Below are 24293 nucleotides of genomic sequence, written 5' to 3'. Positions count from 1 at the left end.
TTTAAAATTTTTCAAGAAAAGGAGATTTTTATGTTAAAAGAGACTTTAAACACTTTAAAAAAATTCTATAATATTGATGACGAAGTTATTTCTGTATATGAAAAAGCCATGGAAGATGTAAGTGAAATATTTAAATCTATTGATCACATTAGGGAATATAATCAATTAAAAGTTTTAAGAGCTTTCCAAGAAGAGAGAATTAGTGATATGCATTTTACTAATTCAACAGGTTATGGATATGGTGATATTGGAAGAGATACCCTAGATAAAGTTTTTGCAAAGGTATTTAACTGTGAGTGTGCTTTAGTTAGACCACATTTTGTAAATGGAACCCATGCTATAGGAAGTGCTCTCTTTGGTAACCTAAGACCCGGAGATACCATGCTATCTGTATGTGGTCTTCCTTATGACACTCTTCATGGTATAATTGGTATCACAGGAAACAATATGGGGTCTTTAAAAGAATATGGTGTTAATTATAATCTAATAGAATTAAAAGATAGTAAAGTAGATATAGAAAAGATGAAAGAAGTACTTAGAAAAGATAAAACTATAAAACTAGTACATATTCAACGTTCTACAGGGTATGGGTGGAGACATTCTCTTCAAATATCAGAAATAGGAGAAATCATCTCTGCTGTTAAGGATATAAATGAAGATATAATTTGTTTTGTAGACAATTGTTATGGAGAATTTATTGACACTAAAGAGCCAACAGAGGTTGGAGCTGACTTAATAGCTGGATCTCTAATTAAAAACATAGGAGGCGGAATAGCTCCAACAGGAGGGTATATAGCTGGAAAAGAAAAATATGTAGAACAAGCTTCTTATAGACTAACTGTTCCAGGAATAGGAGCTGAATGTGGATCTACTTTTGGGGTTATGAGGACTTTGTTTCAAGGGCTGTTTTTAGCACCTCACGTATCTAGTGAAGCTGTAAAGGGAGCTATATTATGCGCTAGAATTATGGAACTGTTAGGTTTTGAAGTTCTCCCTAAATATAATGAAAAAAGAAGTGATATAATTCAAGCAATTAAATTTAAAGATGAGAATAAGTTAATTCAGTTCTGTAAGGGTATTCAAAATGGTTCTCCAATTGATTCATTTGTAGAGTGTGAGCCATGGGAGATGCCAGGTTATGAAGATAAAGTAATTATGGCAGCAGGTGCTTTTATACAAGGGTCTTCTATTGAACTTTCTGCCGATGCTCCTATTAGAGAGCCATATATTGCATACTTACAAGGTGGACTTACTTTTGATCATTCTAAGATGGGTATATTAATAGCTGTTCAAAGAATAATGAATCTAAAATAATAAAATACTAAAATTATATAAAAATAAAGTGTACTGAAGCTTTAAAATTAATATAGTATAAAATAAGATATATAATAAAAAGGGGAGAGAGATCTCCCTTTTTAATACCTTCTATATACTCCTACTAATTTCCCAATAACTGCACATTCCTTAACTATTATAGGTTGCATAGTTGAATTTTCAGGTTGAAGTCTATAGTGGCCATTTTCTTTGAAAAAACGTTTTATAGTAGCTTCATTATCAATAAGTGCCACAACAATATCATTATTTTCAGCTACATTGCATTTTTCTATTATAGCATAGTCTCCATCTAAAACACCTATATTAATCATGCTTTCTCCAGACACTTTAAGCATAAATAATTCTTTGTTGTTTTTCACAAAACTTAATGGTAAGGTAAAATGATCTTCAATATTTTCGAAGGCTAAAATAGGTTGACCAGCAGTTACTTTGCCTATTATAGGTATATCAATCATTTCTTTTTTTATTAGAGAATCTTTTAATAGTTCTATGGCTCTAGGCTTAGTAGGGTCTCTTCTTATGTATCCTTTTTGTTCTAATTTTGATAGGTGAGCGTGTACTGTAGAAGTTGAACTAAGACCAACAGCCTTGCAGATTTCCCTAACAGATGGTGGATAACCTTTTTCTTGAATTTGAGATTTTATATACTCATATATTTCTAATTGTTTATTTACTGGTTTGCTTGACATAAAATTCACCTCACTATAATAAAAAATTATATCACATGACCGTAAATTAATCAAACTAATGTTCTAGTATTAAAATTTTGGTACAGAAGTTTAATAATAAATTTTTAGAATAATGTATATTTTTAACTTTTGTATTGATAAGTATTCAAATATGTGTTAAAATAAAAGTTCTTAAAAATATGTAAAGTTTAAAGAGGTTGATATTATGAATAAAAAAAATGAGGATTTTACATGTACAAAATGTGGCGGAAATGATTTTTGTTATGTAGATGGAATTAAGTTCTGTAATCTCTGTGGAGAATATTTAGAGGTGGAGAAGGATGCCTTAAGATCTATTGAAATTGATGGTATTTTTGATAATGAAATTCAGATAGAAAAAATTAATATACAAAATAAAGACTTGAAGAGAATTATACTTAATAAGGATAAAAAAATAGATTATAAAGATGAAGAAGATGAATTTGATTTAATTGCTTATAAAAACTATACCATAATAGAAGGAAAAGAATCTTGTGATGTAATGGATAGGGAAGATCTTGCATATATAGAAGATGAAGATGGATTAAATGAACTTTTAGAAGATAGGGATCTTTATAAAAGCAATTTTGAAGAAGAATTTCCTGGATTAATAGTTGTTAAAAAATCTAAATTTAAATAATAAATAAAGCTTTGCTAATTAGATTATTTATCTATATTAGCAAAGCTTTATTTTAATTTGAACTTAGAGGATTTGCATAAACTGCTTCTCTTAAATCTTCTTCATCAACATGCGTATATATTTCTGTTGTAGATATACTCTCATGACCTAATAAGTTTTGTATTGACCTTAAATCTACTTTACCGTATTTATACATTAAAGTTGCAGAGGTATGTCTTAACTTATGGGGGGTTAATATCCTATAATCTAGTCCAGCTTTTTCAACATGTTTTTTTACTAATCTTTCTACAGCTCTTTCACTAATTCTTCTTTTTTTAGAAGATATAAATAAAGCTTCTTTATGTTCCTCTGGAACTTCATTTAAAATAGCTTCTCTTATAGGCAGATATTCATCTAATGCCTTTATGCAAGGCTTATTCAAATATACAGTCCTTTCTTTATTTCCTTTACCTACTATTCTTAAAGTATCATCTTTTATTTTACATATATCTATATTACATAACTCTGAAAGCCTAAGTCCACAATTTAAAAAGAAAGTTATTATACAATAATCTCTTTCTTTATTTCTATCCTTACTATTTTTAACGACTTTAAGCAATTCCTTACTTTCATCTAAACTTAAATAAATAGGCTGCCTTTTTGGAATTTTGGGAAGCTCTAAATTTTCAGTAGGGTTCTCTTTTATAAGGGATTTAATATCATATAAGTACTTAAAAAATGATTTTAGGGCAGAGACTTTACGAGCTCTTGCATAATTACTATTATCTAAATAAAGTTCAGTAAAACTTATAAAATCAATCAAATTATCTAAGGTGATAATATTGATATGATCTATATTAATAACTGAAATATCAATATCCTCAAATTTAATTTCATTATTTTGATTATCCATTAATATAAATTTAAAAAATAAAGTTAAATCTGAACGATAACCCTTAATAGAATTAATAGAATGACCTTTTACTGAAAGAGAGTAGGTTAGAAAGTCTCTTAATAGTGAAGGAATATTTCCTATAAAAATTTCAGAATATTCTTTATTCATAAAAACCTCCCCTGTTTATTTTTTCGCAAAACGACGTTAAATTATTATTTCACGTCGTTTTCTTTGTATGCCCTTATATTATAAAATATATTATAAATCCATATCTGTCTAGATTATTTTAATATGCTTTATTACTAAGTATAATTAAGTATAGAAATAGTTCTGGTAAAATAAAAATTATTATAAAATATTTATAGAAAAAGCATAAAGGGATATATTGACTATATATAAAACCATATATAAATGAAAATCATCGTTTATATATGGTTTGTATTGGTTGAGTGTTCTATGACCTATGTTAATGGTATCTTAAAAGTCAGATTACTTATTAAACATTAATTTCAGATTTAACTCCAATAAGCTCAGAATTAGCTTCTAAAATTGGATCTACGAAGTTTTCTATAAATTCTACAACTTGATTTGGAGCTCTTCCTACAAACTTTTTAGGATCTATTATACTTAAAATCTCATCTTTTGACATCTTAAATGATGGATCTTCTATTATTCTTTTGATTAAGTCATTTTCGCGTCCGTATTCTTTAACTTCCTTTGCAGCTTCCATAGAATGAACTCTTATTTTTTCGTGAAGTTCTTGTCTGTCCCCTCCCCTTTTTACAGCTTCCATCATAATGTTTTCTGTAGCCATAAAAGGAAGTTCATTATTTACATGTGCTTCTATTACTTTAGGATAAACTACTAAGTTACTTGATACATTTAAATATAAATTTAATACACCATCTAAAGCTAAAAAAGCTTCTGGTACTGCAATTCTTTTATTAGCAGAATCATCTAAAGTTCTTTCAAACCATTGAGTTCCTGCAGTAATTGCAGGATTTAAAGAATCTATTATTATATATCTTGAAAGTGCTCCTATTCTTTCGCTTCTCATAGGGTTACGCTTATAAGCCATAGCAGAAGATCCAATTTGATTTTTTTCAAAAGGCTCTTCAACTTCCTTCATACTTTGAAGAAGTCTTAAATCATTACTAAATTTATAAGCACTTTGTGCTATTTCAGATAAAGTATTTAGTACTATAGAATCAACTTTTCTTGAATATGTTTGCCCAGTTACAGGATATGTATCTTTAAATCCCATTTTTTCAGCTACTATTTTATCTAAAGATTTTACCTTGGACTCATCTTCATTAAATAATTTCATAAAGCTTGCTTGAGTTCCAGTAGTCCCCTTTACTCCTCTTAGTTTTAGATTTGAAATTACAAATTCTAAATTTTCCAAATCTAAAAGAAGTTCTTCCATCCATAAAGTCGCTCTTTTGCCTACTGTAGTAAGTTGAGCTGGTTGGAAATGAGTAAAACCTAAGGTTGGTAAATCTTTATGTGTTAAAGAAAAATCTTTTAAAGATGCTAATATGTTTATTATTTTCTTTTTTATTAATATTAATGCTTCTTTCATAATAATAAGATCAGTATTATCACCTACATAACAAGATGTAGCTCCTAAGTGGATTATCCCTTTAGCTTTTTGGCATTGAAGTCCATAAGCGTAAACATGACTCATAACATCATGTCTTATTTCTTTTTCTTTTTTTTCTGCATCTTCAAAGTTTATATTATCAATATTAGCTTTTAGTTCTTCTATTTGGTCCTCTGTAATATTAAGACCAAGTTCTTTTTCTCCCTCAGCTAGGGCAACCCATAATCTTCTCCAAGTTTTAAATTTCATATCATCAGAAAAAATATAGGACATTTCAGGTGATGCATATCTTGAATTTAATGGTGAACTATATTTACTTCTCATAAATACCTCCATACGTACAAAATATTAATTTTTATATTATTTATTCATATTATAACATATAGTAATGTGATTTGTAATTGTTTCATTCGTGTTTTATAAAAAATTTACTATTTGTGTAATAATATTATGTTTTATAAAGTATATTTTTATTAAAAAGAAACACATTATTGGAGGGGTGAATATGTACAAGTTAAACAGTATAGATAAAATAGCTTTTATATTAGTTATAATAGGTTCTTTACTTTGGGGAATTTACGGAATCATAGGAATAAACATAATAGAAGTATTATTTAGAAATTCAATACCTTTTTTAGAGAGAACAATTTATATTCTAGTAGGTTTAAGTGGTATTGATTTGCTTTTATTTCTATTTAAGACAGTAAGAATTGATTAGAAACTTAAATAACTCCCTAAAATTTTGGGGAGTTACTTTTATTTAAAATTTAGGTTATAATCCATCTAATAAACTATTAAAAGCTTCAATGATATATTGAGATTAGTTTACGTTTTCTAATATGTATACTATATAAAGATGTATCTAAAAATAATATTAGCATATATTAAATTTATGTAAAAAAATATGTTTCAGGATCTATGCAATTTATGTAGATAATTTTTATGTTATAATAAATATAATAAACATTAAAAAGGATGGTCTTTAAGATGAATATAGCATTTTTTCTTACACCAAAAATTGAAGTTGTTTTTATAACTGAAGATCTTACTCTAGATAAAACACTAAATATTATGGAAAAAAATAAATACAGTGCAGTTCCAATAATTGATCAAAAGGGAAAGTATATAGGTACTTTAACTGAGGGTGATATTTTATGGTACATAGAAGATAAGCTTAAAAAAGAAGATTTTAATCTAGAAAATATAAAAAAAGTATCTATAAAAAAAGTTCCTAGAAAAGTTAAAAATTCTGCAGTTAGAATTAATTCTAATATTGAAAATCTTATCGGACTTGCTGTATCCCAAAATTTTGTTCCAGTGGTGGATGATGAAAATACTTTTATAGGAATAATAAAGAGAAGTGTAATAATAGACTATTGTTATGAAAAGTTAAAAGATAAAAAAATTATAATATAAAAAAAGGCTCGCACATTTGCGAGCTCTTTAATTTATATTCATGTATTATTTTGCCTTTATATCAGTCCAAATTCTATCATATTCTTTTACAAAATCCCCTAAATCAATAAATACCTCACCTTTCTTAACTACATCATCGCCTGGGTAAGCAGTAGGATTTTCCCTAACTTCTTTTGGTAGTAGTTCCTTAGATTTTTTATTAGGAGTTGAATAACCTATGTATTCAACATTTTTCTTTGAAGCTTCTGCGCTGGTCATAAAATTTATAAACATTTCTGCTTCTTTTTTTGCTTTACTTCCTTTAGGTATTACCATATTATCAAACCAAAGATTTGTACCTTCCTTTGGAATTACATATTTTAAATTTTTATTATTCTCCATCATGTACATAGCATCACCAGACCATACAACTGCTATGGCTGCCTCTTCTTCAATCATCTGATCTTTAACCTCATCTCCAGCATATGCATGTACTAGCGGCTTTTGCTTTATAAGCTCTTCCTTTGCTTTATTTAATTCATCTATATTTTTTGAGTTTAAAGAATATCCTAGTTTTTTTAGGGCAACACCTATAGAATCTCTTTGACTATCAAGCATTATAATTTGATCTTTATATTTAGGATTCCAAAGATCTTGCCAGCTAGTAATGTTGTCCTTTATGATCTTAGTGTTATATATAATTCCCACAGTCCCCCACATATATGGTACTGAATATTGATTTTTAGGGTCAAAAGCCAGATTTTTAAATTTTTCATCTATCTCATCATAATTTTTAACATTATTAAAATCTATTTTTTCAAGTAAACCTTCATTAACCATCTTTGTTATCATATAATCTGATGGTATTGCAACATCATACTGCCCCGGTGAATTTTTTACTTTTACATACATTTCCTCATTTGTAGCAAATTCATCATATACAACTTTAATATTATACTTTTCTTCAAATTCTTTTATTAAAGATTTATCAATGTAGTCACCCCAGTTGTAAACTTTAAGCTTTTCCTTACTACTTCCACAACCTACAGGGACTATTATTAAAGAAAACAGTACGAGTAAGCTCATAGTATAAGATATAATTTTTTTCATTACTTTTTTTCTCCTTTCAAGCTTCTTTTGTTTATTATTAGTAGCAAAACTAATACTGTTAAAAACATAATAGTTGATAGAGCATTGATTGTAGGGTTTATACCTTTTCTGGCCATGGAGTATATGTTAATTGAAAGGTTGGATACTCCTGAACCAGTATTAAAGAAACTTATTACGAAGTCATCTATAGACAAGGTAAAGGCTATTAATGCACCAGACACTATACCTTCCTTTATTTCTGGTAAAATTACTCTAGTTAAAGCATAGAAAGGTGTAGCCCCTAAATCTAAAGCTGCTTCTAATATATTTTTAGGTAATTGTCTTAATTTAGGTAACACAGCTAAAACCACATACGGGGTACAAAAACTGATATGTGCAAGTAGCATAGTTAAAAGTCCCTTGTTTATTCTCATCATATTAAATAAAAGCATTAGTCCTACTGCAGTTACTATATCAGGATTTAAAACAGGCAAATAATTTATATTAAGTAGAACCTTTTTCATACGAGATGAAGAATTATGTATACCTATGGCTGCAAAAGTTCCTAATACAGTAGAAATTAAGGCTGCAAGTATAGCAACTATAATTGTATAGTTTAAAGATTTTAATATTTGTGTATCATTTAAAAGCCCTATATACCATTTTAGTGTAAACCCATTCCAACGTACCCTGGATTTAGAATCGTTGAATGAAAATATTATTAAAACTATAATTGGAGCATAGAGAAAAAGATAAACGAGAAATACATATAATTTTTTTATAAAAGATTTTACCATAGTCCTCCACCTCCACTTTCCTCTTTATCATATTTAGACATAAAGCCCATAGAAATTAAAATAATTATCATCATTATAATAGAAACAGCAGAACCAAAGTTCCAATCTCCTACTGCAAGATATTGTTGTTCTATTAGGTTACCTACTAACATATATTGTCCTCCACCTAATAACCTTGAGATAACAAAGGTAGTTACAGCAGGCATAAATACCATGGTTATACCTGAAAAAACTCCTGGTAAGCTTAGAGGAAATATGACTTTAGTAAATACTGTATAATTATTTGCACCTAAATCTTTTGCAGCTTCTATAAGGTTTTTATCCATTTTATTCAAAACAGTGTATATAGGCAGTATCATAAATGGCAAAAAGTTATATACCATACCTAAGAGCACCGCACTATCGTTATATAGAAGATTTAATGGTTCAAAGCCTATAATTTTTAAAAATGAGTTTATAAAACCATTTTTACCTAGTATGGCCATCCAAGCATAGGTTCTTAGTAAGAAATTCATCCACATTGGAAGAACTAGAAGAAGTATTAAAATATTTTTATTCCTATGTTTTAATGTAGTTAACATATAAGCTAGTGGATAACCAACAATAAGACAAAGTACTGTTGATATAAATGCAAGCTTAATTGAACGAATCAATATATTTATGTATAGTGGGTCCAAAAACCTTTCGTAATGAACTAAGGTAAAAGAAAATCCTTCTGCCCCTTTATTAAAACTGAAGAATACTATAAGCAATAAAGGAAATAAAATGAAAATAATATTCCAAATTATATAAGGATAAGATGTATATTTCTTCATGACACTATACCTTCTTCCTCTTCCATTATGTGAATATCATCAGGATATATGTCCAATCCTACTTCATTTCCAACTTGTACATGCTTTGTATTATGTAAGAGCCAAGTCTCTCCATTAGTTCCTTTAACTAAAATTTCGTAGTGAACTCCTTTAAAAATTATAGATTGCACTATTCCTTGTAACATTCCATCCTTACTTTGTACTATTTTAATATCTTCAGGTCTTATGACTACTTGAACTTTATTATGTCCATTTGGTCTTTTATCTACACACTGAAAATCTACATTACAAAATCTCACCTTATAATCCTCTTTCATAAATCCATCTATTATATTTGATTCACCTATAAACTTAGCTACAAAGGCATTTTTAGGCTCATTATATATATCTTGTGGTGTTCCCATTTGCTGAATAAGGCCTTTATCCATAATTATTATTTTATCTGACATTGTAAGTGCTTCTTCTTGATCATGGGTTACATATATAAATGTAATACCTACCTCTTGTTGCATATGTTTTAATTCTATTTGCATCTCTTTTCGTAATTTTAAATCTAAAGCTCCTAGAGGTTCATCTAAAAGTAAAACCTTAGGTTTGTTAACTAATGCCCTAGCTATTGCTATTCTTTGCTGTTGACCACCACTTAAAGAAGTTACACTTCTCTTTTCATATCCTTCTAGATTAACAAGTTTTAGCATTTTTTTTATTCGTTCTTCTATTTCATTTTTAGGTAGTTTTTTTATTTTAAGTCCAAATGCAATGTTATCGTATACATTCATATGAGGGAATAGTGCATATTTTTGAAATACAGTATTTATCTGTCTTTCATATGGTGGAATATTATTAATTTCTTTTCCCTCAAATACAATTTTACCTGAGGAAGGCTTATCAAAACCACCTATTAATCTAAGTGTAGTAGTCTTACCACAGCCACTTGGACCTAATAAGGTTAAAAATTCATTTTTCTTAACATTAAAGCTAATATTTTTTAAAATTTCTGTATCATCATAGCTTTTACAAATATCAACAATCTCAATTATATTTTCATCCATTTGCCTCACCCCTGTTATTTTATTTAAAGCATTTTATTTTATAGTAAACCAACTCCTATTTTATAAAAAAAAAACTAAAAATTCAATGATTCTTTCAAATCTTTTTAAATTTTATGCTTATAATGTGTTTTTTATTATAATTTAAGATTATCATAAGTTTATTTGAGTTTCCTTTTTAATCCTTAATAATAGTATGTATAATGTAATTTTTTTTATAATACATTGATTAAATTACATATATTTGCTAATATAAATTTGAATATATAGAAATGAGGTGTTTTATATGGCAAGTACTTATTCGTTTGATATAGTTTCAGAAGTGGACCTTCAAGAGGTTGATAACGCTATTAACCAAGCTGTAAGAGAACTAAGTAATAGATATGACTTTAAAGGGTGTATAGCAGAGATTGAAAGAAATGATGAAGAAGTAAAAATTAATGCACAAGATGAGTATAAGTTAAATGCAATGAAAGAAATACTAAATGGTAAACTAATAAAACGTGGTATCTCAATAAAAGCTTTAGACTTTGGAAAGTTAGAACATGCATCTATGGGTACTATAAGACAAATAGGTAAAATTGTAAAGGGAATTTCAAAAGATAAAGCTAAACTTATTTCTGCTGATATTAAAAGCAGTAAAATTAAAGTTCAATCTCAAATACTAGATAACCAAATTAGGGTTTCAAGTAAGGATAAAGATTCTCTTCAGCAAGTAATGGCTATGCTAAAAGATAAAGATTATGGTATAGCGCTTCAATTTACTAACTATAGATAATAAAAATAAGTATTCACATAATGTGAATACTTACTTTTATTTATCAAATAATCCACCAGACTTCTTGCTTATTTTAGCCCCCATTACATGCCCAATGGATTTATCCGGTCTCAACTTTTCGTTGTTGGTACCTTTATTTTTCTTTTCTTCAATTAATTGTTTCATTCTTTCAATCGCTTTTTTATCCATAGAAAAACTCCTTATTATATTTTCAAATATTATTGTACGAGTTTTTATCTATTTTAGTCAAGTATTATTATTCTAGTATATCTACTTTCTTACCATCTAATGCTTTGTTTGTATTTCTAATTGCACACATTTTTCCGCACATAGTACATGTATCTTTATGTTCTGGCATTGATTCCTCTCTATATTTTCTAGCTTTTTTAGGATCTATGGCTAAACCAAATTGCGACTCCCAATCAAGATTTTTTCTAGCCATGCCCATTTTATTATCCCAATCTCTAGCATTTTTAACACCCTTAGCTATATCTCCTGCATGAGCAGCTATTTTAGCAGCTATAATTCCTTCTATCATATCTTCTAAAGTTGGAAGTCTTAGATGTTCAGCAGGAGTCACATAACATAAGAAGTCAGCACCATGTGAAGCTGCAACTGCTCCCCCAATGGCACTAGTTATATGATCATATCCAGGAGCTATATCTGTAACTATAGGACCTAAAACATAAAATGGTGCATTAAAACAGAATTTTTTTTCTAAGGCTACGTTGGTTTCTATTTCATTTAGTGGAACATGTCCTGGACCTTCAACCATAACTTGAACATTTTTTTCTCTGGCTCTTTTTACAAGCTCTCCTAATACCATTAACTCTTCTATTTGAAGATGATCTGTAGCATCATCAATACAACCTGGTCTACAAGCATCACCTAGACTAATAGTTACATCATGTTTATAACATATATCTAGAACTTTATCATAATATTCATAAAGTGGATTTTCAGCATTATGATGGCTCATCCATGCAAATATTAGAGACCCTCCTCTGGAAACTAAATTTAAAGTTCTAGGAAACTTTTTTAAAGTACTTAAGGCTTTTTTAGTTATACCTGCATGAAGTGTTACGAAATCTACACCATCTTCAGCATGAGCTTCTATAACTTCTAATAGATTTTCTAAAGAAAGTTCATTTAGTTCTTTATTATGATATCCTAAGGCATCATACATAGGTACTGTACCTATCATAACAGGAGATTCTTTTATTAGTTTTCTTCTAAAGCCTTTAGTGTCCCCATAACAACTTAAATCCATTATAGCTTCAGCTTTCATTTCTATAGCTTTTTGTACTTTTTTCATTTCCATATCTATGTTATAACAATCTTTAGAAATTCCAAGGTTTACATTTATTTTTGTAGCAAGCCCTTCCCCTATTCCATATGGATGAATATTTTTATGATTCTTATTACATGGTATTACTATACTACCTTCTTTTACTTTTAAAAGTAGTTCATTAATATCCATATGTTCTTCTTTAGCCACTACTTCCATTTCCTTAGTTATTATGCCTTTTTTAGCTGCCTCTAATTGAGTTGAATAATTCATATATTTTCCCCCTTAAAAAAATAAAGAGCCTTATAAAAAGGCCCTCATTAATAGTATTATAAATAAAAATACACTTAGTAATTTTATTTTAAGACTTCCCTGCGTTAGTATTATCTAAATCAGGTTATGAGGGTCTGAAATAACATTTCACTCTCAGCCTATTATATAAGCTCCCCTAGTAAATATTAAATTTTCAGTTTAATTCTATCACAAATTCATAGTTATATCAATTTTAAATAATATTTTCTTAATAACTAACTTATTAAGAGAATTTGTAACTATATTTATAGTAGTTGTTTGAAATGCAGGTATATATATATTATAATAAAAATAGAAATTATATAGTTAAAATTAAAAATTTGTATTGTAATATTTTGTGAGGTGATTTTAAGTGAATAATATTGTTATTATAGGAAACGGTTGTGCTGGATATAATGCTGCAAAAGCAATAAGAGATAAAGATAAAAATTCAAAAGTCATACTAATATCCGAGGAAAAATCAATCACATACTATAGACCTTTACTTTCTGAGTATCTAAATAATGAACCAAAAGAAAATATATTTTATCTTTCAAAAGAAGAATGGTATGGGGAAAATAATATAGATCTAAAATTAGGTGTTACTGTTGATAAGATAGATACCTTCCAAAAAAAAGTTTACATTAATAGCTCATATATAGATTATGATAAACTAATTTTAGCTAATGGTAGCTCAAATATAATCCCTACTATTAAAGGGCATGACAAGGAAGGAGTCTTTACTTTAAAGGACATAGAAGACTTAAATAATATAAAGTCTTGGATGAAAAGTTCAAGAAAAGTTGCTATAATTGGTGGAGGACTTTTAGGACTTGAAGCTGCTTTTCATATGAAATTGTATGGTTTGGATGTTGTTGTTATTGAAGCTGCACCAAATCTTATGAATAAACAATTAGATCCAGAAGCTGCTCAAATTTTAAAGGAATCTTTTGAAGATAGTGGTATTGAGGTATATACATCTGCTATGTTAGAAGAAATAAAAGGCATTAATAAAGTATCTAGTATTAAACTTTCAAAAAATATTGTTTTAGATGTAGATATGGTTTTATTTTCTATTGGCATAAAACCAAACACTAGTTTAGTACAAAATACCGGTATAAATGTGAATAGAGGTATAGTTGTAAACGATAAAATGGAAACTAACGTAGCTAATGTTTATGCCTGTGGTGATATTTGTGAGTTTAATGGTAGAGTTTATGGAAACTGGCCTGCATCTATTTTAATGGGAAAAGTGGCAGGACTTAATTCTATAGGTGAAGATATGAAATTTGAAGGATACAGAGATGCCATAAACTTTACTGGAGCTAATCTTAAAATTTTTAGCATGGGTTCTATTTTTTATGACAACACTATATCCATGCAGTTTTTAGATAAGAGTAAAAAAATATATAAGAAAATATTCTTTAAGGATAATGTTTTTGTAGGTGCAATATTAATTGGAGATGTTTCATCTGGTATGAAATTATTAAAAGGTTTAAATAAAATAACTTTGGAAGAATTTTTAAAAGAATATAAGGGATATGTGTAAAGGTATAAATAAAAAAAGCGGATTATCCGCTTTTTTTATTTATATATATTTTCTTATAATATCTACATTCCAATTACAAAATTCTTCTAAGCTAAACTCTTCATATCCTCTTACATAAGTGCAAATGTTATCTCCTATAGGAGCTACCCATTTGTCATAATCTATTCCCTTCATACCATTAATTATTCCTATTACACTAGCTATTTGAGCAGCATTACAATCAACATCTTGGCCTTCCATGCATACTATATTCATAGTTTTTTCAAAGTCACTTTCCCCAAACCAAAGAGCTATAACTTCTGCTGCAGCATTTGGATATGCATGAATCCAGTTATAAGTTTTATATTTCTCTTCGCAAATATCCCAACAGTGCTCCCAAGAAGAATTTTCTTTACATAAGTTTAGTGCATGAGATACTACAGCATAATATTCACTGTATTTAGGAATCATATTTACACTAAGTTCTAAAATTTTTCTTATATCTGATTCAACAAAAGCAAGAGAAGCCATTACTGCATTAAATACTTCTCCTAAAACTCCGTTGTTATGATGAGATACTTCTCCATCATAATAAGCTAATTTTGAAGCAGTATATGGATCACCAGGTGCAACTATGCCGCATACAACACCTCTCATTTGAGCTCCAATCCACTCTCTATATGGATTATTTAAATATCCACTTTCAGGTGGAAATATTCCAAGTCTTATATTTCTAAGTGCAATATCTTCAGCAGACCAACCAGCTGGAATTAATCCTATCCATTCTTTAGCTATATCTTTTGAAGTAACATTATAACCTTTTTTATCAAAGGCCTTTAAAAAGGCTATTTCATAAGTAATGTCGTCATTAAATGTGTTTGGAGTTCGTACATAATCTGTTATCTCTCCAAACTTATCTTTTAATTGTTTAGAAGTATAGCCTTCTAAGGCTGTTCCTAAAGCACCACCGCATATTTGATAAACCCATGAGGCCTTAATTTTATCATAGAAATCTTCCTTCATCTCATACTTATCATATTTAGGAAAGTTTATTTGAGAACTATATTCTTCAAAGTTATTATAGATTTTATACTTCCAATAAGGATGATCTTCATCTTTTTCTGCATTATTAAGCTCATAAAAGATGGAAGCAGTTAACTGATGTAATGTATACATATCATTATTTTTAAGAGCTTCTAAGCCTTTTTCAAAAAGTTCTTCAGCTTTTTCAACCTTGTATCCCATGTTCTCCATAGATTGAATAGCACCAATTAAAACCTTTTCCGGTGCGTAAGAACCTGGAACATGGCTATTCCAAAATAAATTAATTTTATCATCCTCATCTTGTAAAACCTTTTTATATGCTCCCCATGTTTGTTCCTCTTCTTTTAATACTTTTGGAACCGCATTTCTTCTTAGGTCTAGTTCAAATTCCCATGCCTTCATTTGTATATTCCTCCCTTAGTCTATAGTTTTAACAACCTCTATTCCATTTGAAATCATACTATTTAAAAAGAATAAATTAACAACATCTGAATTATGACCTTCTGCATCGAAAGTATCTACCATGTTTATAGGTACTATTACTTTCGAATTTCTATTTTTTTCATTGAAAAATGTTTTTAAAGTTAAAGCAAATTGATAGATGCATATATCTGTGCAACCACCTACAACTACATAATTTGTAAATTCCTTTTCTTCTCCGAATTTTTCCTTTAATACTTCATAAGGATTATAAGCTAAAAATCCATTAGTTGAATTCTTAGGTATTTCTATAATAGAATCTACTATTTTAAGTTCATTAACTAATTCACTTTCTTTTGTATCAATGACACAATGTTCTGGATAAGCTATAAATTCTAGAGAATCACGAGGATGGCAATCTTTATAAGAAATTATTGGCATATTTTTTTCTTTAAACTTCTGTGCAGTAGCTTTTATTGTAGGTATAAGGTTTTCCATGTTTTTAGAATATAAATTTCCACCTTTTGCAAATCCATTAATCATATCAATTATTATCAAAGCTGTATCTTCTGGTAGAGAATCTAAAGACATGGTTTTACTATAGGAATTTTCTATGGTGCCTATTATCCCATTAAATTCTTTTTCTAATTTCTCAAAGGAAAACTTACTTCCATCAAATATCATAAATTAACCCCCTTATCAAATTATACTTTGATTATAAGTTTCTATTTCTATATTGTCAATTTTAGCATTAATATCTTCAATTGTTCTCTATTTTTTTCAAGTATTCCAAAGTTTCTTCCCTTCTTTTATCAAGTATTTTTATATCCTTTAGATTAGTTATATTTAAATCCTTATAGTCCTTTTTATCTTTGAGAGGTATTAGGTGCAACTTATTATTTGTTTTGTACATACTAAGAGGGATATAGGTTACATTATGAATTTTATAAGTGTTTTTATCTTTTTCAAGTACTAATTTAATTAAATAATTCATTTCATAATTTTTAGAATCCTGTATATTATTAAAAGATAAAAAATTTGAGGCATTGTTTATTATAGGGATATTATCTTCCTTTAATAAATTAATTATAGTTTTTTCTTCATCATAGACTAAAATTAGGTTGCTTCCTCTTTCTTTTAAATTTGATATTATTTTATCTAGCTCTTCATTACTAGCTTCATTCTTATTTATTATGGTTATTATGAAATCTACTCCTTCATTTTTTAAATTTTCCATATGCCCCTCTACTTTAAAAAAGGTCTCTTCCATATTCTCTGTATTTAAACTACATATATGATTATACATAGAGTTCTTAGACTGATTATTAATAAGATTATAACTAATAATCCCTATTTTATTTTCATTTTTATTAAGAATCTTATAGTCTTTTTCTGCAAGATTATCTTTTAATCCAAGTACATTTAAATTATTATTTTTTAATACATTAAAAGTTTCAAAAAAACCCTTACTACTATGGCACAGTAAGTTTTTAGAGCCTGTATTTATTATATCTACTTTAAGGGACTTTAAGGCTTCACTAAATTGTTCATGTGATTTTTTTTGATTTAATATGGTATTTAAATTTAAAAAAAGTACGGAATCATCTATGGTATCTTTCATATAATAAAATAAATCATTATACGTTTCTTTTGAATTTATAAATATATTATCCATATCATCTATAGAAGTTATACTTCCTCCAATTAATAAAGTTATGTCCTTATTTTCTTTTTTAGAAAGTTTATATTCCTTTTCGTACTTATTATTTTTATTATTACTTGCAGTAGCATATATTGTATTTGATTTAGATTTTAAACTTTTATCAAAATTTTTAGCATCAGATTTAAGAAAACTTAATATTAAAGTAGAAAATAAAAATAAAACAAACAGAACTTTTAAAAGGTTTCTTTTCTTCTTTTTTTTCATGTATTTACCTCCATTATTAACATATATTGTAGTATAACATATTTTACAATATATGTAAAACAAATATGTCTTTTCTTTTACTTAAAAAATCATATACCTAACTTTTAAAATTACCTTGACATATTTTTAAATTGCATGTAAAATAAAATTCAAATTTATATACAAAGACTATGATGAGAAGAGTAAATATAAATTAAAATTTCAGCGAGCCAATGGTGGTGTAAGATTGGTATTAATATTTATATTGAAGAACATCTCGGAGTTTCTAACCGAACTTTTACAAATAGTAGGCTTAGACGAAATCCTATCGTTAACATGAGGAAAAGTATTAAATAATAATATTATTTTGTACTGTTAAAGTGAGTCAATTTGACTAATCAGGGTGGTACCGCGAATTATAACCTTCGTCCCTTTATGGGATGGGGGTTTTTTTATTTTTATTTATACTAAGGAGGAAATAATGCTATGGTAGATTTTAAAAAACTTAGCTTAAAAGAAAAAAATTCAAAAATTAAAGAGACAGAAATACATATAAAAAATATAAAGGATTTTTTTGAAAGTAATTTATCTAAAGAATTAAACTTAATTAGAGTATCAGCGCCACTATTTGTAAAAACCAATAGTGGAATTAATGATAATTTAAGTGGTTCGGAAAGGCCAGTTGCTTTTGATACTAAGTCATTAGACTCAGAACTTCAAATAGTTCAATCTCTGGCAAAATGGAAAAGAATAGCATTGGGGTATTACGGTTTTAATCCAGGTGAAGGCCTTTATACAGATATGAATGCTATACGAAGAGATGAAGATTTAGATAATTTACATTCTATATATGTGGATCAATGGGACTGGGAAAAAATAATTTTAGAAGAGGAAAGAACCCTAGATACTTTAAAAAATACAGTTAATTCTATATACAAAGTTTTTAAGTGTACTGAAGAATATGTAAGTAGCTTTATAAAAGATTATGAAAAAATACTTCCTGACGATATTTATTTTATAAGTTCTCAGGAATTAGAAGATCTTTATCCTAATATGAGTTCTAAGGAGAGAGAAAATACTATTGCAAAAGAAAAAAAAGCAGTATTTATTATAGGAATTGGAGATTTACTAAACAGTGGTGAGAAACATGACCATCGTTCTCCTGATTATGATGATTGGAATTTAAACGGTGATATATTATTTTGGTATTCTCCTTTAAACTGTGCCCTTGAGCTTTCTTCTATGGGTATTAGGGTAAATAAAGCATCACTATTAGATCAGTTAGAAAAATCTAATACTTTAGAAAGAAAAGAATTACCTTATCATAAATCTTTAATTAATAATGAACTACCTTTTACTATAGGTGGAGGTATAGGACAATCAAGGATATGTATGTACTTTTTAAGAAAGTTACATATAGGTGAGGTTCAATCTTCGGTTTGGAGTGAGGATATTTTAATGGAATGTACTGAAAAGAGTATAAATTTACTTTAAATCTTAAAAGAAGTAGGTATATCCTACTTCTTTTAAGATTATTTAATAATAATTATGTTCATAGCATATGTAAAAATATAATTATTTAATATATATATTTTAACACTAGTGTTTAATTTTTAGAAAATATTTTCATTGACATTTGTATTATAATCATTCTTTATAGTAAAATTCTTAAATTAAGCTAATATAGAATAATATTCCTATAACAAAGGGCAGACTTGCCCGCATAGTGATAGCTTGTATGGAAGTATATGGTTTTATAGTTGCAGTTAGCCACCTAACCACTTCTCCCAAGAAAACAAGATATTATCTATTAATTTTGTAATTGAATGTTTTATTAATCTCTTTATTTTTAATAAGCCGTAGGCTGTTTTGGCTACGTCTTGTATTAGTTTTATTATAATGAATGTTATTATTGCCGAAACAATTTGCATCATAACTGCATTAAGGCTATGTCCTATGAATCTTTTAATTTTTAAATTTTGCTTAATCCATTTGAAGAATAGCTCGATATCCCAACGTTTTTTATATAACCATGCTATATCTTCACTAGTATATTGTAATATGTTAGTTACAAAGGTTAGTATTTGACCTTCAGAATCAACTACAGTGATAACCCTATACTGATTTTTTGTCATATTAATATCTTCTGTACCAAGATAGCAAATAATATCTTCAATGATATTTATAGAATCATCTAGTAGAGTAACGTCAGAGTAAGTTATTTCAAGCTTACTTACTTCAGTTATAGCAGCATTATCTTTTAATCGGGTAATAAAGCGTATTCCTTTATTGCTAAACTCATCAAACTTTTTATAGTCAACATAGCCTTTGTCAAAGACATATATACAGTTGTTTTCTGTAATAAGTTCTTTCATCTTAGTTCTATCATGTGGTTTAGCATTAGACACAATTATAAGCTCAGGAACTCCTTTGCTTAAGTTGAATTTTGTATGAAGCTTTATTCCTGCTTTTGTAGAGCGAAATTCTGCCCACTGAAAATAAGTCTTGGCCATACTTATAGTTGAAGAATCTATTAGTTTTATGGTTCCAAACTTTTTAAGTTTCTCATTTACAGGTAATTGTTTTAAAGCAGTATCAATTAGTTCGTTTAATATTGGAATGTAAACATTATAATCCATATAGTTATTATAATTAGACAACGTTCCCAAGCTAACGCTTTTTATTGACTCCTTTAGCTTAGAATCAGATTGCATAAAATCATCAACATCCCTTAAGCTATCTAGCTTCGCTAAATGAAAGTAAAGGTGAGTTTTCAAATGATTTGATGCTATATTATAGTCAACATCTAACTTATACGTAGATTTTTTCAAAGTGTTCCAGTTAACAATATCTAATAATTTTTCAAAAATAGTGATATAATTATTCATAGATAGTCAGCAACTCCTTTGCGATATGATTGTGGTAATTATATTAAAGCAAAGGTGCTGACTATTTTCATTTATATATTGCTGGTACACATAGAAATTTATTACAAGTTATTATTGTCAATAGGATTTTCAATCCATTAATTAAACACTAGTGATATTTTAACTATTAAATCTTTCTTTAACTAATTTTATTAAGATTTCTTTATTATTTAGAGACGGATTTTCTATGGTGAAATCTAGTAAATATTCAAGTATATCTTTAATGATTTTTCCTTGTTTAAATCCTAAAACAATTAGATCCTTACCATTTATAGCTAAGTCTTTTATATTTATTGGTATTTTATTTTCTTCTATGATTTTATAATAGTTTTTTATATTATTAGCTTTAATCCTAAGGCCCATGTCCCCTATTTCTTCACTATAAAGAGATAATATATTTATATATGGACATATATTATTTTGTTTAATTCTATTTATAAAATCTTTCATTTCAATTAGATTATTTATATCTGGTATATAATATAAAGCGGTTATAATAGAATTTATAGCTGTTATAGTAAGTTTATCATATTTAAGAAGTTTTAAGATCTGAGAAGATTTTATAGGTGTTTTTTCTTCTAATATATATTTTAAAAGAAAAAAGTAAAAAAAACATAATCGTCCTATACCTTCACAGCATAACTTAGTATAAACTTCATCTAAAATATTAAGGTACTCTAAATGTTTGCTTTTATCAATACTTTTATCCGGTACATCTAGTATTTCATATATTAATTCTGTAGAAATAAGTTCTCTTATACCCATACAAGGATTTTTAGAAGATAAAATTTTATTTATTTCTACATTAATTCTTTCGTAACTTATATTTCTTATTAAAGATTTATTTTTTAATATGCTATTTTCAACATTTTTGTCCATTTTAAAATTTAATTTACTACTAAATCTTATTGCCCTAAGCATTCTAAGAGCATCTTCATTAAATCTTTCGGAAGGTTCTCCAACAGTTCTAATTATATTGTTGCTTAAATCCATTGTTCCATTAAAAAAATCTAGAACTCCTGTTTTTACATTGTATGCCATAGCATTAATTGTTAAATCTCTTCTTCTTAAATCTTCATAGATTTGTTTAGTAAAATATACCGTGCTAGGTCTTCTATTATCCAAGTAATCCTTTTCAATCCTATAGGTAGTTATTTCATAATTATTTTGCTCTATATTTACAATTATTGTTCCAAAATTTTTACCTACATCAAGGGTTTTGTGCCCTTTATCTCCAAAAATTTTCACGATGTTTTCTGGAGTAGCGTTTGTTGCAATATCATAATCCTTAGGAATTTGACCTAAAAGACTATCTCTTATAGCTCCTCCAACTACAAAAGCTTCAAAGCCATAGGATTCTAAAGAAGAAATGATATATTTCACGGTTTTAGGCAAAATAATATTATGTTTAGTTATATTCATATAATCACCCTATTATTTATTTGAAATTTAAATTTATATTATATATAATTGGTATTACCTTATAAATAATTGCCTTGGAAATATATGTTTTTAAGTTAAATACTTACTATAATAAATTTAAAGGAGTTGGTTCATAATGTCAAGTTCAATTGCAGCATTTTTTGATATTGATGGAACTTTATACAGAGAAGGATTAATAACAGAAGTTTTTAAAAAACTTATAAAGAGTGAAATTATAGAGAATTCCAGATGGTATAATGAAGTACGCCCATATTATATTAAGTGGGATCGTAGACAAGGAAACTATGATAATTATCTACTAAAAATGGCTGATATATATACTGAAGCTATTAAAGGATTGCATAAATCTCAAATAGATTTTATTGCTGAATTAGTAATTAAACAAAAAGGTGATAGGGTTTATACTTATACTAGAGATAGGCTAAAATATCATAAAGAAAACGGTCACTTAGTTATAGCTATTTCTGGAAGTCCTATAGAGCTTGTAAGAAATATGACTGAAAAATATGGATTTAATGATTATATAGGATCTATATATGAAATGGATGAAAATAATAAGTATACAGGTGAAATTAAACCTATGTGGGATAGTGAAAGTAAAGAAAGGGCAATATCATATTTTTGTGATAAGTATAATATTGATTTATCTAAAAGTTTTGCTTATGGTGATACTTCAGGAGATTTTACTATGCTTAGTTCTGTTGGAAATCCTGTTACTATAAATCCTACTAAAGAACTTTTAACAAAGGTAATGGAACGTAATGAAGTGAAAGAAAAAATTAAGATTATAGTTGAAAGAAAAGATGTTGTATATAGATTAAGTCCTGAAAATATAGAATTTTAAAAAGACAGCCAAATTGGCTGTCTTTTATATATTAATAAATACCTTGAGCATACATAGCTTCTGCTACTTTAACAAATCCTGCTATATTAGCACCAGCAACTAAGTTATATCCAAATCCATAAGTTTCAGCTGCTTTCATAGCATTATTATGGATGTCTTTCATAATTTGATGTAATTTAGTATCAACTTCTTCAGCTGTCCAAGCAAGTCTCATGCTGTTTTGTGCCATTTCAAGTGCTGATACTGCAACTCCTCCAGCATTAGCTGCTTTTGCAGGTCCAACTATTAAGCCTTTCTCTAAGAAATACTTAAGAGCATCATTTGTACATGGCATATTAGCAGCTTCACATACAAATTTAACACCATTATCAACGATTTGTTTTGCATGTTCTAAATGTATATCATTTTGAGTAGCACATGGAATTATAATATCTGCTTTAGTTCCCCATGGCTTTTCACCAGGGAAGAATTGTGCACCGAACTTATCAGCATAATCTTGAGCTTTATCTCTTCCAGAGTTTCTCATTTCTAATAAGAAGTTAATCTTTTCTTCAGTTATAACTCCTTCTTCATCATAAACATATCCGTCTGGACCAGATATTGTTATAACCTTACCACCAAGTTCAGCTACTTTTTTACAAACTCCCCATGCAACTTGACCAAATCCAGAAATAGCTACTGTTTTTCCTTTTATATCTGTTCCATTATGTTTTAACATTTCTTGACAGAAATAAGTAACACCAGCTCCAGTTGCTTCAGGTCTGCCTATACAACCACCGAAAGATAAACCTTTACCAGTTAAAACTCCATTTTCAAATGATCCTTTAATTCTTCTATAATAACCATATAGATAAGCTACTTCTCTTGCGCCAACTCCAAGGTCTCCTGCTGGAACGTCTACATCAGGACCTATATGTCTATATAATTCTGTCATAAAGCTTTCACAGAACCTTCTAATTTCTCCATCAGACTTTCCTCTTGGATCAAAGTCTGAACCACCTTTTCCTCCTCCAATTGGAAGACCAGTTAATGAATTTTTAAGTATTTGTTCAAATCCTAAGAATTTTATAATACCTAAGTATACAGATGGATGGAATCTTAATCCCCCTTTATAAGGTCCTATACATCCGTTAAATTGAACTCTAAATCCACGATTTACATGAACATTTCCTGCATCGTCAACCCATGGCACTTTAAACATGATTTGTCTTTCAGGCTCGCAGAATCTTTCTAATAAATTTGATTCAATATATTCTGGATGTTTTTCTAAAACAGGAGTTAAAGATGTTAAAACTTCCTCTACTGCTTGAATAAATTCTGGTTCCCCTGCATTTCTCTTCTTTACATTTTCAATTGCTTGATCAATGTAAGCTTTTGGATCTAAATTCCCCTTTGTCATAATAAAACCTCCTAAAATATGAAAATTTTTTTTCATTTATTATAAAGTTTGAATTAATAACTGCTTTTATATTATATATTCTATACATATAATAAATATCCTTCTAATCATACAAAATATT

The 24293-nt window shown here is 28.0% G+C and carries 23 protein-coding genes, 1 riboswitch and 1 other annotated feature; of the genes, 8 read left to right on the top strand and 15 right to left on the bottom strand.

Features of this window, described 5'->3' with window-relative positions; translation table 11 throughout:
* The first annotated feature begins 30 nt into the window (after window positions 1–30).
* Window positions 31–1314: a methionine gamma-lyase family protein gene (locus tag FNZ64_RS12300; RefSeq protein ID WP_142415310.1), complete on the top strand. Its 1284-nt coding sequence runs from the start codon at window positions 31–33 to the stop codon at window positions 1312–1314.
* A 101-nt stretch (window positions 1315–1415) separates the two neighbouring features.
* Here FNZ64_RS12300 and lexA read toward each other — a convergent pair whose 3' ends face one another.
* A complete protein-coding gene (gene lexA / locus FNZ64_RS12295; protein WP_142415309.1) occupies window positions 1416–2024 on the bottom strand; it encodes a transcriptional repressor LexA in 609 nt (202 codons plus the stop codon).
* A gap of 205 nt (window positions 2025–2229) precedes the next feature.
* Between lexA and FNZ64_RS12290 the strand changes: the two genes are divergently transcribed.
* Entirely contained in the window at window positions 2230–2682 is a 453-nt protein-coding gene (locus FNZ64_RS12290) for a hypothetical protein (protein WP_142415308.1), read from the top strand.
* A 52-nt stretch (window positions 2683–2734) separates the two neighbouring features.
* On the opposite strand, the gene FNZ64_RS12285 is transcribed toward FNZ64_RS12290, so the two are convergent.
* Window positions 2735–3724, bottom strand: a complete 990-nt coding sequence (locus FNZ64_RS12285; RefSeq protein ID WP_142415307.1) for a tyrosine recombinase XerC — start codon at window positions 3722–3724, stop codon at window positions 2735–2737.
* Between the two features lie 328 nt (window positions 3725–4052).
* Window positions 4053–5483: an adenylosuccinate lyase gene (purB, locus tag FNZ64_RS12280; RefSeq protein ID WP_142415306.1), complete on the bottom strand. Its 1431-nt coding sequence runs from the start codon at window positions 5481–5483 to the stop codon at window positions 4053–4055.
* Between the two features lie 181 nt (window positions 5484–5664).
* Here purB and FNZ64_RS12275 point away from each other — a divergent pair, with 181 nt between their 5' ends.
* A complete protein-coding gene (locus FNZ64_RS12275) occupies window positions 5665–5877 on the top strand; it encodes a DUF378 domain-containing protein (RefSeq protein WP_142415305.1) in 213 nt (70 codons plus the stop codon).
* Window positions 5878–6146: 269 nt separating this feature from the next.
* Window positions 6147–6575: a CBS domain-containing protein gene (locus tag FNZ64_RS12270; protein ID WP_142415304.1), complete on the top strand. Its 429-nt coding sequence runs from the start codon at window positions 6147–6149 to the stop codon at window positions 6573–6575.
* A gap of 45 nt (window positions 6576–6620) precedes the next feature.
* On the opposite strand, the gene FNZ64_RS12265 is transcribed toward FNZ64_RS12270, so the two are convergent.
* From FNZ64_RS12265 to potA, 4 genes are read right to left on the bottom strand one after another with little or no spacing between them, the layout of a single operon-like run.
* Window positions 6621–7664, bottom strand: a complete 1044-nt coding sequence (locus FNZ64_RS12265; protein ID WP_142415303.1) for an ABC transporter substrate-binding protein — start codon at window positions 7662–7664, stop codon at window positions 6621–6623.
* Window positions 7664–8440 carry an ABC transporter permease gene (locus tag FNZ64_RS12260; RefSeq protein ID WP_142415302.1) on the bottom strand — a complete coding sequence of 259 codons (777 nt, stop codon included), beginning with the start codon at window positions 8438–8440 and terminating at the stop codon, window positions 7664–7666. The genes FNZ64_RS12265 and FNZ64_RS12260 overlap by 1 nt, the downstream gene beginning before the upstream one ends.
* The gene (locus FNZ64_RS12255) at window positions 8434–9255 is read right to left on the bottom strand and encodes an ABC transporter permease (protein WP_142415300.1); all 822 of its coding nucleotides are present in this window, start codon (window positions 9253–9255) and stop codon (window positions 8434–8436) included. The genes FNZ64_RS12260 and FNZ64_RS12255 overlap by 7 nt, the downstream gene beginning before the upstream one ends.
* Window positions 9252–10307: a spermidine/putrescine ABC transporter ATP-binding protein gene (gene potA / locus FNZ64_RS12250; RefSeq protein ID WP_142415298.1), complete on the bottom strand. Its 1056-nt coding sequence runs from the start codon at window positions 10305–10307 to the stop codon at window positions 9252–9254. Before potA ends, FNZ64_RS12255 begins: the two co-directional genes overlap by 4 nt.
* Before the next feature lie 283 nt (window positions 10308–10590).
* On the opposite strand from potA, the gene FNZ64_RS12245 reads away from it, so the two are divergent.
* The gene (locus FNZ64_RS12245; RefSeq protein ID WP_142415296.1) at window positions 10591–11082 is read left to right on the top strand and encodes a YajQ family cyclic di-GMP-binding protein; all 492 of its coding nucleotides are present in this window, start codon (window positions 10591–10593) and stop codon (window positions 11080–11082) included.
* Window positions 11083–11118: 36 nt separating this feature from the next.
* On the opposite strand, the gene FNZ64_RS14745 is transcribed toward FNZ64_RS12245, so the two are convergent.
* Window positions 11119–11271 (bottom strand): hypothetical protein, encoded by a 153-nt coding sequence (locus tag FNZ64_RS14745; RefSeq protein ID WP_185903772.1) that lies wholly within the window; start codon window positions 11269–11271, stop codon window positions 11119–11121.
* Window positions 11272–11338: 67 nt separating this feature from the next.
* The gene (gene thiC / locus FNZ64_RS12240) at window positions 11339–12643 is read right to left on the bottom strand and encodes a phosphomethylpyrimidine synthase ThiC (RefSeq protein WP_142415294.1); all 1305 of its coding nucleotides are present in this window, start codon (window positions 12641–12643) and stop codon (window positions 11339–11341) included.
* A 79-nt stretch (window positions 12644–12722) separates the two neighbouring features.
* Window positions 12723–12830, bottom strand: a riboswitch (TPP riboswitch).
* A gap of 204 nt (window positions 12831–13034) precedes the next feature.
* Between thiC and FNZ64_RS12235 the strand changes: the two genes are divergently transcribed.
* Window positions 13035–14210: an NAD(P)/FAD-dependent oxidoreductase gene (locus FNZ64_RS12235; protein ID WP_142415292.1), complete on the top strand. Its 1176-nt coding sequence runs from the start codon at window positions 13035–13037 to the stop codon at window positions 14208–14210.
* 39 nt (window positions 14211–14249) lie between these two features.
* Here FNZ64_RS12235 and FNZ64_RS12230 read toward each other — a convergent pair whose 3' ends face one another.
* The 3 genes from FNZ64_RS12230 to FNZ64_RS12220 all read right to left on the bottom strand — a co-directional run bounded on the left by FNZ64_RS12230 (window position 14250) and on the right by FNZ64_RS12220 (window position 17580).
* Window positions 14250–15635, bottom strand: coding sequence for an ADP-ribosylglycohydrolase family protein (locus tag FNZ64_RS12230; RefSeq protein WP_142415291.1), 1386 nt, complete (start codon window positions 15633–15635; stop codon window positions 14250–14252).
* Between the two features lie 15 nt (window positions 15636–15650).
* Complete coding sequence (locus tag FNZ64_RS12225; RefSeq protein WP_142415289.1) at window positions 15651–16337, bottom strand: cysteine hydrolase family protein; 687 nt, start codon at window positions 16335–16337, stop codon at window positions 15651–15653.
* 76 nt (window positions 16338–16413) lie between these two features.
* On the bottom strand, window positions 16414–17580 hold the full coding sequence (locus FNZ64_RS12220; protein ID WP_142415287.1) for a CapA family protein: 1167 nt from the start codon (window positions 17578–17580) through the stop codon (window positions 16414–16416).
* Between the two features lie 161 nt (window positions 17581–17741).
* Window positions 17742–17995, top strand: a binding site (T-box leader).
* Window positions 17996–18045: 50 nt separating this feature from the next.
* Here FNZ64_RS12220 and asnA point away from each other — a divergent pair.
* The gene (gene asnA, locus FNZ64_RS12215) at window positions 18046–19053 is read left to right on the top strand and encodes an aspartate--ammonia ligase (protein ID WP_142415285.1); all 1008 of its coding nucleotides are present in this window, start codon (window positions 18046–18048) and stop codon (window positions 19051–19053) included.
* A gap of 272 nt (window positions 19054–19325) precedes the next feature.
* Here asnA and FNZ64_RS12210 read toward each other — a convergent pair whose 3' ends face one another.
* Entirely contained in the window at window positions 19326–20447 is a 1122-nt protein-coding gene (locus FNZ64_RS12210; protein ID WP_142412845.1) for an IS4 family transposase, read from the bottom strand.
* Between the two features lie 159 nt (window positions 20448–20606).
* Window positions 20607–21908 (bottom strand): CCA tRNA nucleotidyltransferase, encoded by a 1302-nt coding sequence (locus FNZ64_RS12205; protein ID WP_142415283.1) that lies wholly within the window; start codon window positions 21906–21908, stop codon window positions 20607–20609.
* Between the two features lie 136 nt (window positions 21909–22044).
* On the opposite strand from FNZ64_RS12205, the gene FNZ64_RS12200 reads away from it, so the two are divergent.
* Window positions 22045–22773 carry an HAD-IB family hydrolase gene (locus tag FNZ64_RS12200; protein WP_142415281.1) on the top strand — a complete coding sequence of 243 codons (729 nt, stop codon included), beginning with the start codon at window positions 22045–22047 and terminating at the stop codon, window positions 22771–22773.
* A 31-nt stretch (window positions 22774–22804) separates the two neighbouring features.
* On the opposite strand, the gene gdhA is transcribed toward FNZ64_RS12200, so the two are convergent.
* On the bottom strand, window positions 22805–24172 hold the full coding sequence (gdhA, locus tag FNZ64_RS12195) for an NADP-specific glutamate dehydrogenase (RefSeq protein WP_142415279.1): 1368 nt from the start codon (window positions 24170–24172) through the stop codon (window positions 22805–22807).
* Window positions 24173–24293 lie beyond the last annotated feature (121 nt).

The organism is Hathewaya massiliensis (genome assembly GCF_902143515.1).
Lineage (GTDB): Bacteria > Bacillota > Clostridia > Clostridiales > Clostridiaceae > Hathewaya > Hathewaya massiliensis.
The sequence above is the reverse complement of the archived record's forward strand: the minus strand, read 5'-3'. Positions and strand labels throughout refer to the sequence as shown.

Coding starts and splice junctions, on each gene's coding strand:
- FNZ64_RS12285 (WP_142415307.1), bottom strand. CDS start 3,724: ATGAATAAAGAATATTCTGAAATTTTTATAGGAAATATTCCTTCACTA.
- FNZ64_RS12275 (WP_142415305.1), top strand. CDS start 5,665: ATGTACAAGTTAAACAGTATAGATAAAATAGCTTTTATATTAGTTATA.
- FNZ64_RS12210 (WP_142412845.1), bottom strand. CDS start 20,447: ATGAATAATTATATCACTATTTTTGAAAAATTATTAGATATTGTTAAC.
- gdhA (WP_142415279.1), bottom strand. CDS start 24,172: ATGACAAAGGGGAATTTAGATCCAAAAGCTTACATTGATCAAGCAATT.
- FNZ64_RS12300 (WP_142415310.1), top strand. CDS start 31: ATGTTAAAAGAGACTTTAAACACTTTAAAAAAATTCTATAATATTGAT.
- FNZ64_RS12255 (WP_142415300.1), bottom strand. CDS start 9,255: ATGAAGAAATATACATCTTATCCTTATATAATTTGGAATATTATTTTC.
- FNZ64_RS14745 (WP_185903772.1), bottom strand. CDS start 11,271: ATGGATAAAAAAGCGATTGAAAGAATGAAACAATTAATTGAAGAAAAG.
- FNZ64_RS12260 (WP_142415302.1), bottom strand. CDS start 8,440: ATGGTAAAATCTTTTATAAAAAAATTATATGTATTTCTCGTTTATCTT.
- potA (WP_142415298.1), bottom strand. CDS start 10,307: ATGGATGAAAATATAATTGAGATTGTTGATATTTGTAAAAGCTATGAT.
- FNZ64_RS12230 (WP_142415291.1), bottom strand. CDS start 15,635: ATGAAGGCATGGGAATTTGAACTAGACCTAAGAAGAAATGCGGTTCCA.
- FNZ64_RS12290 (WP_142415308.1), top strand. CDS start 2,230: ATGAATAAAAAAAATGAGGATTTTACATGTACAAAATGTGGCGGAAAT.
- FNZ64_RS12220 (WP_142415287.1), bottom strand. CDS start 17,580: ATGAAAAAAAAGAAGAAAAGAAACCTTTTAAAAGTTCTGTTTGTTTTA.
- asnA (WP_142415285.1), top strand. CDS start 18,046: ATGGTAGATTTTAAAAAACTTAGCTTAAAAGAAAAAAATTCAAAAATT.
- FNZ64_RS12265 (WP_142415303.1), bottom strand. CDS start 7,664: ATGAAAAAAATTATATCTTATACTATGAGCTTACTCGTACTGTTTTCT.
- purB (WP_142415306.1), bottom strand. CDS start 5,483: ATGAGAAGTAAATATAGTTCACCATTAAATTCAAGATATGCATCACCT.
- FNZ64_RS12270 (WP_142415304.1), top strand. CDS start 6,147: ATGAATATAGCATTTTTTCTTACACCAAAAATTGAAGTTGTTTTTATA.
- lexA (WP_142415309.1), bottom strand. CDS start 2,024: ATGTCAAGCAAACCAGTAAATAAACAATTAGAAATATATGAGTATATA.
- FNZ64_RS12205 (WP_142415283.1), bottom strand. CDS start 21,908: ATGAATATAACTAAACATAATATTATTTTGCCTAAAACCGTGAAATAT.
- FNZ64_RS12245 (WP_142415296.1), top strand. CDS start 10,591: ATGGCAAGTACTTATTCGTTTGATATAGTTTCAGAAGTGGACCTTCAA.
- FNZ64_RS12225 (WP_142415289.1), bottom strand. CDS start 16,337: ATGATATTTGATGGAAGTAAGTTTTCCTTTGAGAAATTAGAAAAAGAA.
- FNZ64_RS12200 (WP_142415281.1), top strand. CDS start 22,045: ATGTCAAGTTCAATTGCAGCATTTTTTGATATTGATGGAACTTTATAC.
- thiC (WP_142415294.1), bottom strand. CDS start 12,643: ATGAATTATTCAACTCAATTAGAGGCAGCTAAAAAAGGCATAATAACT.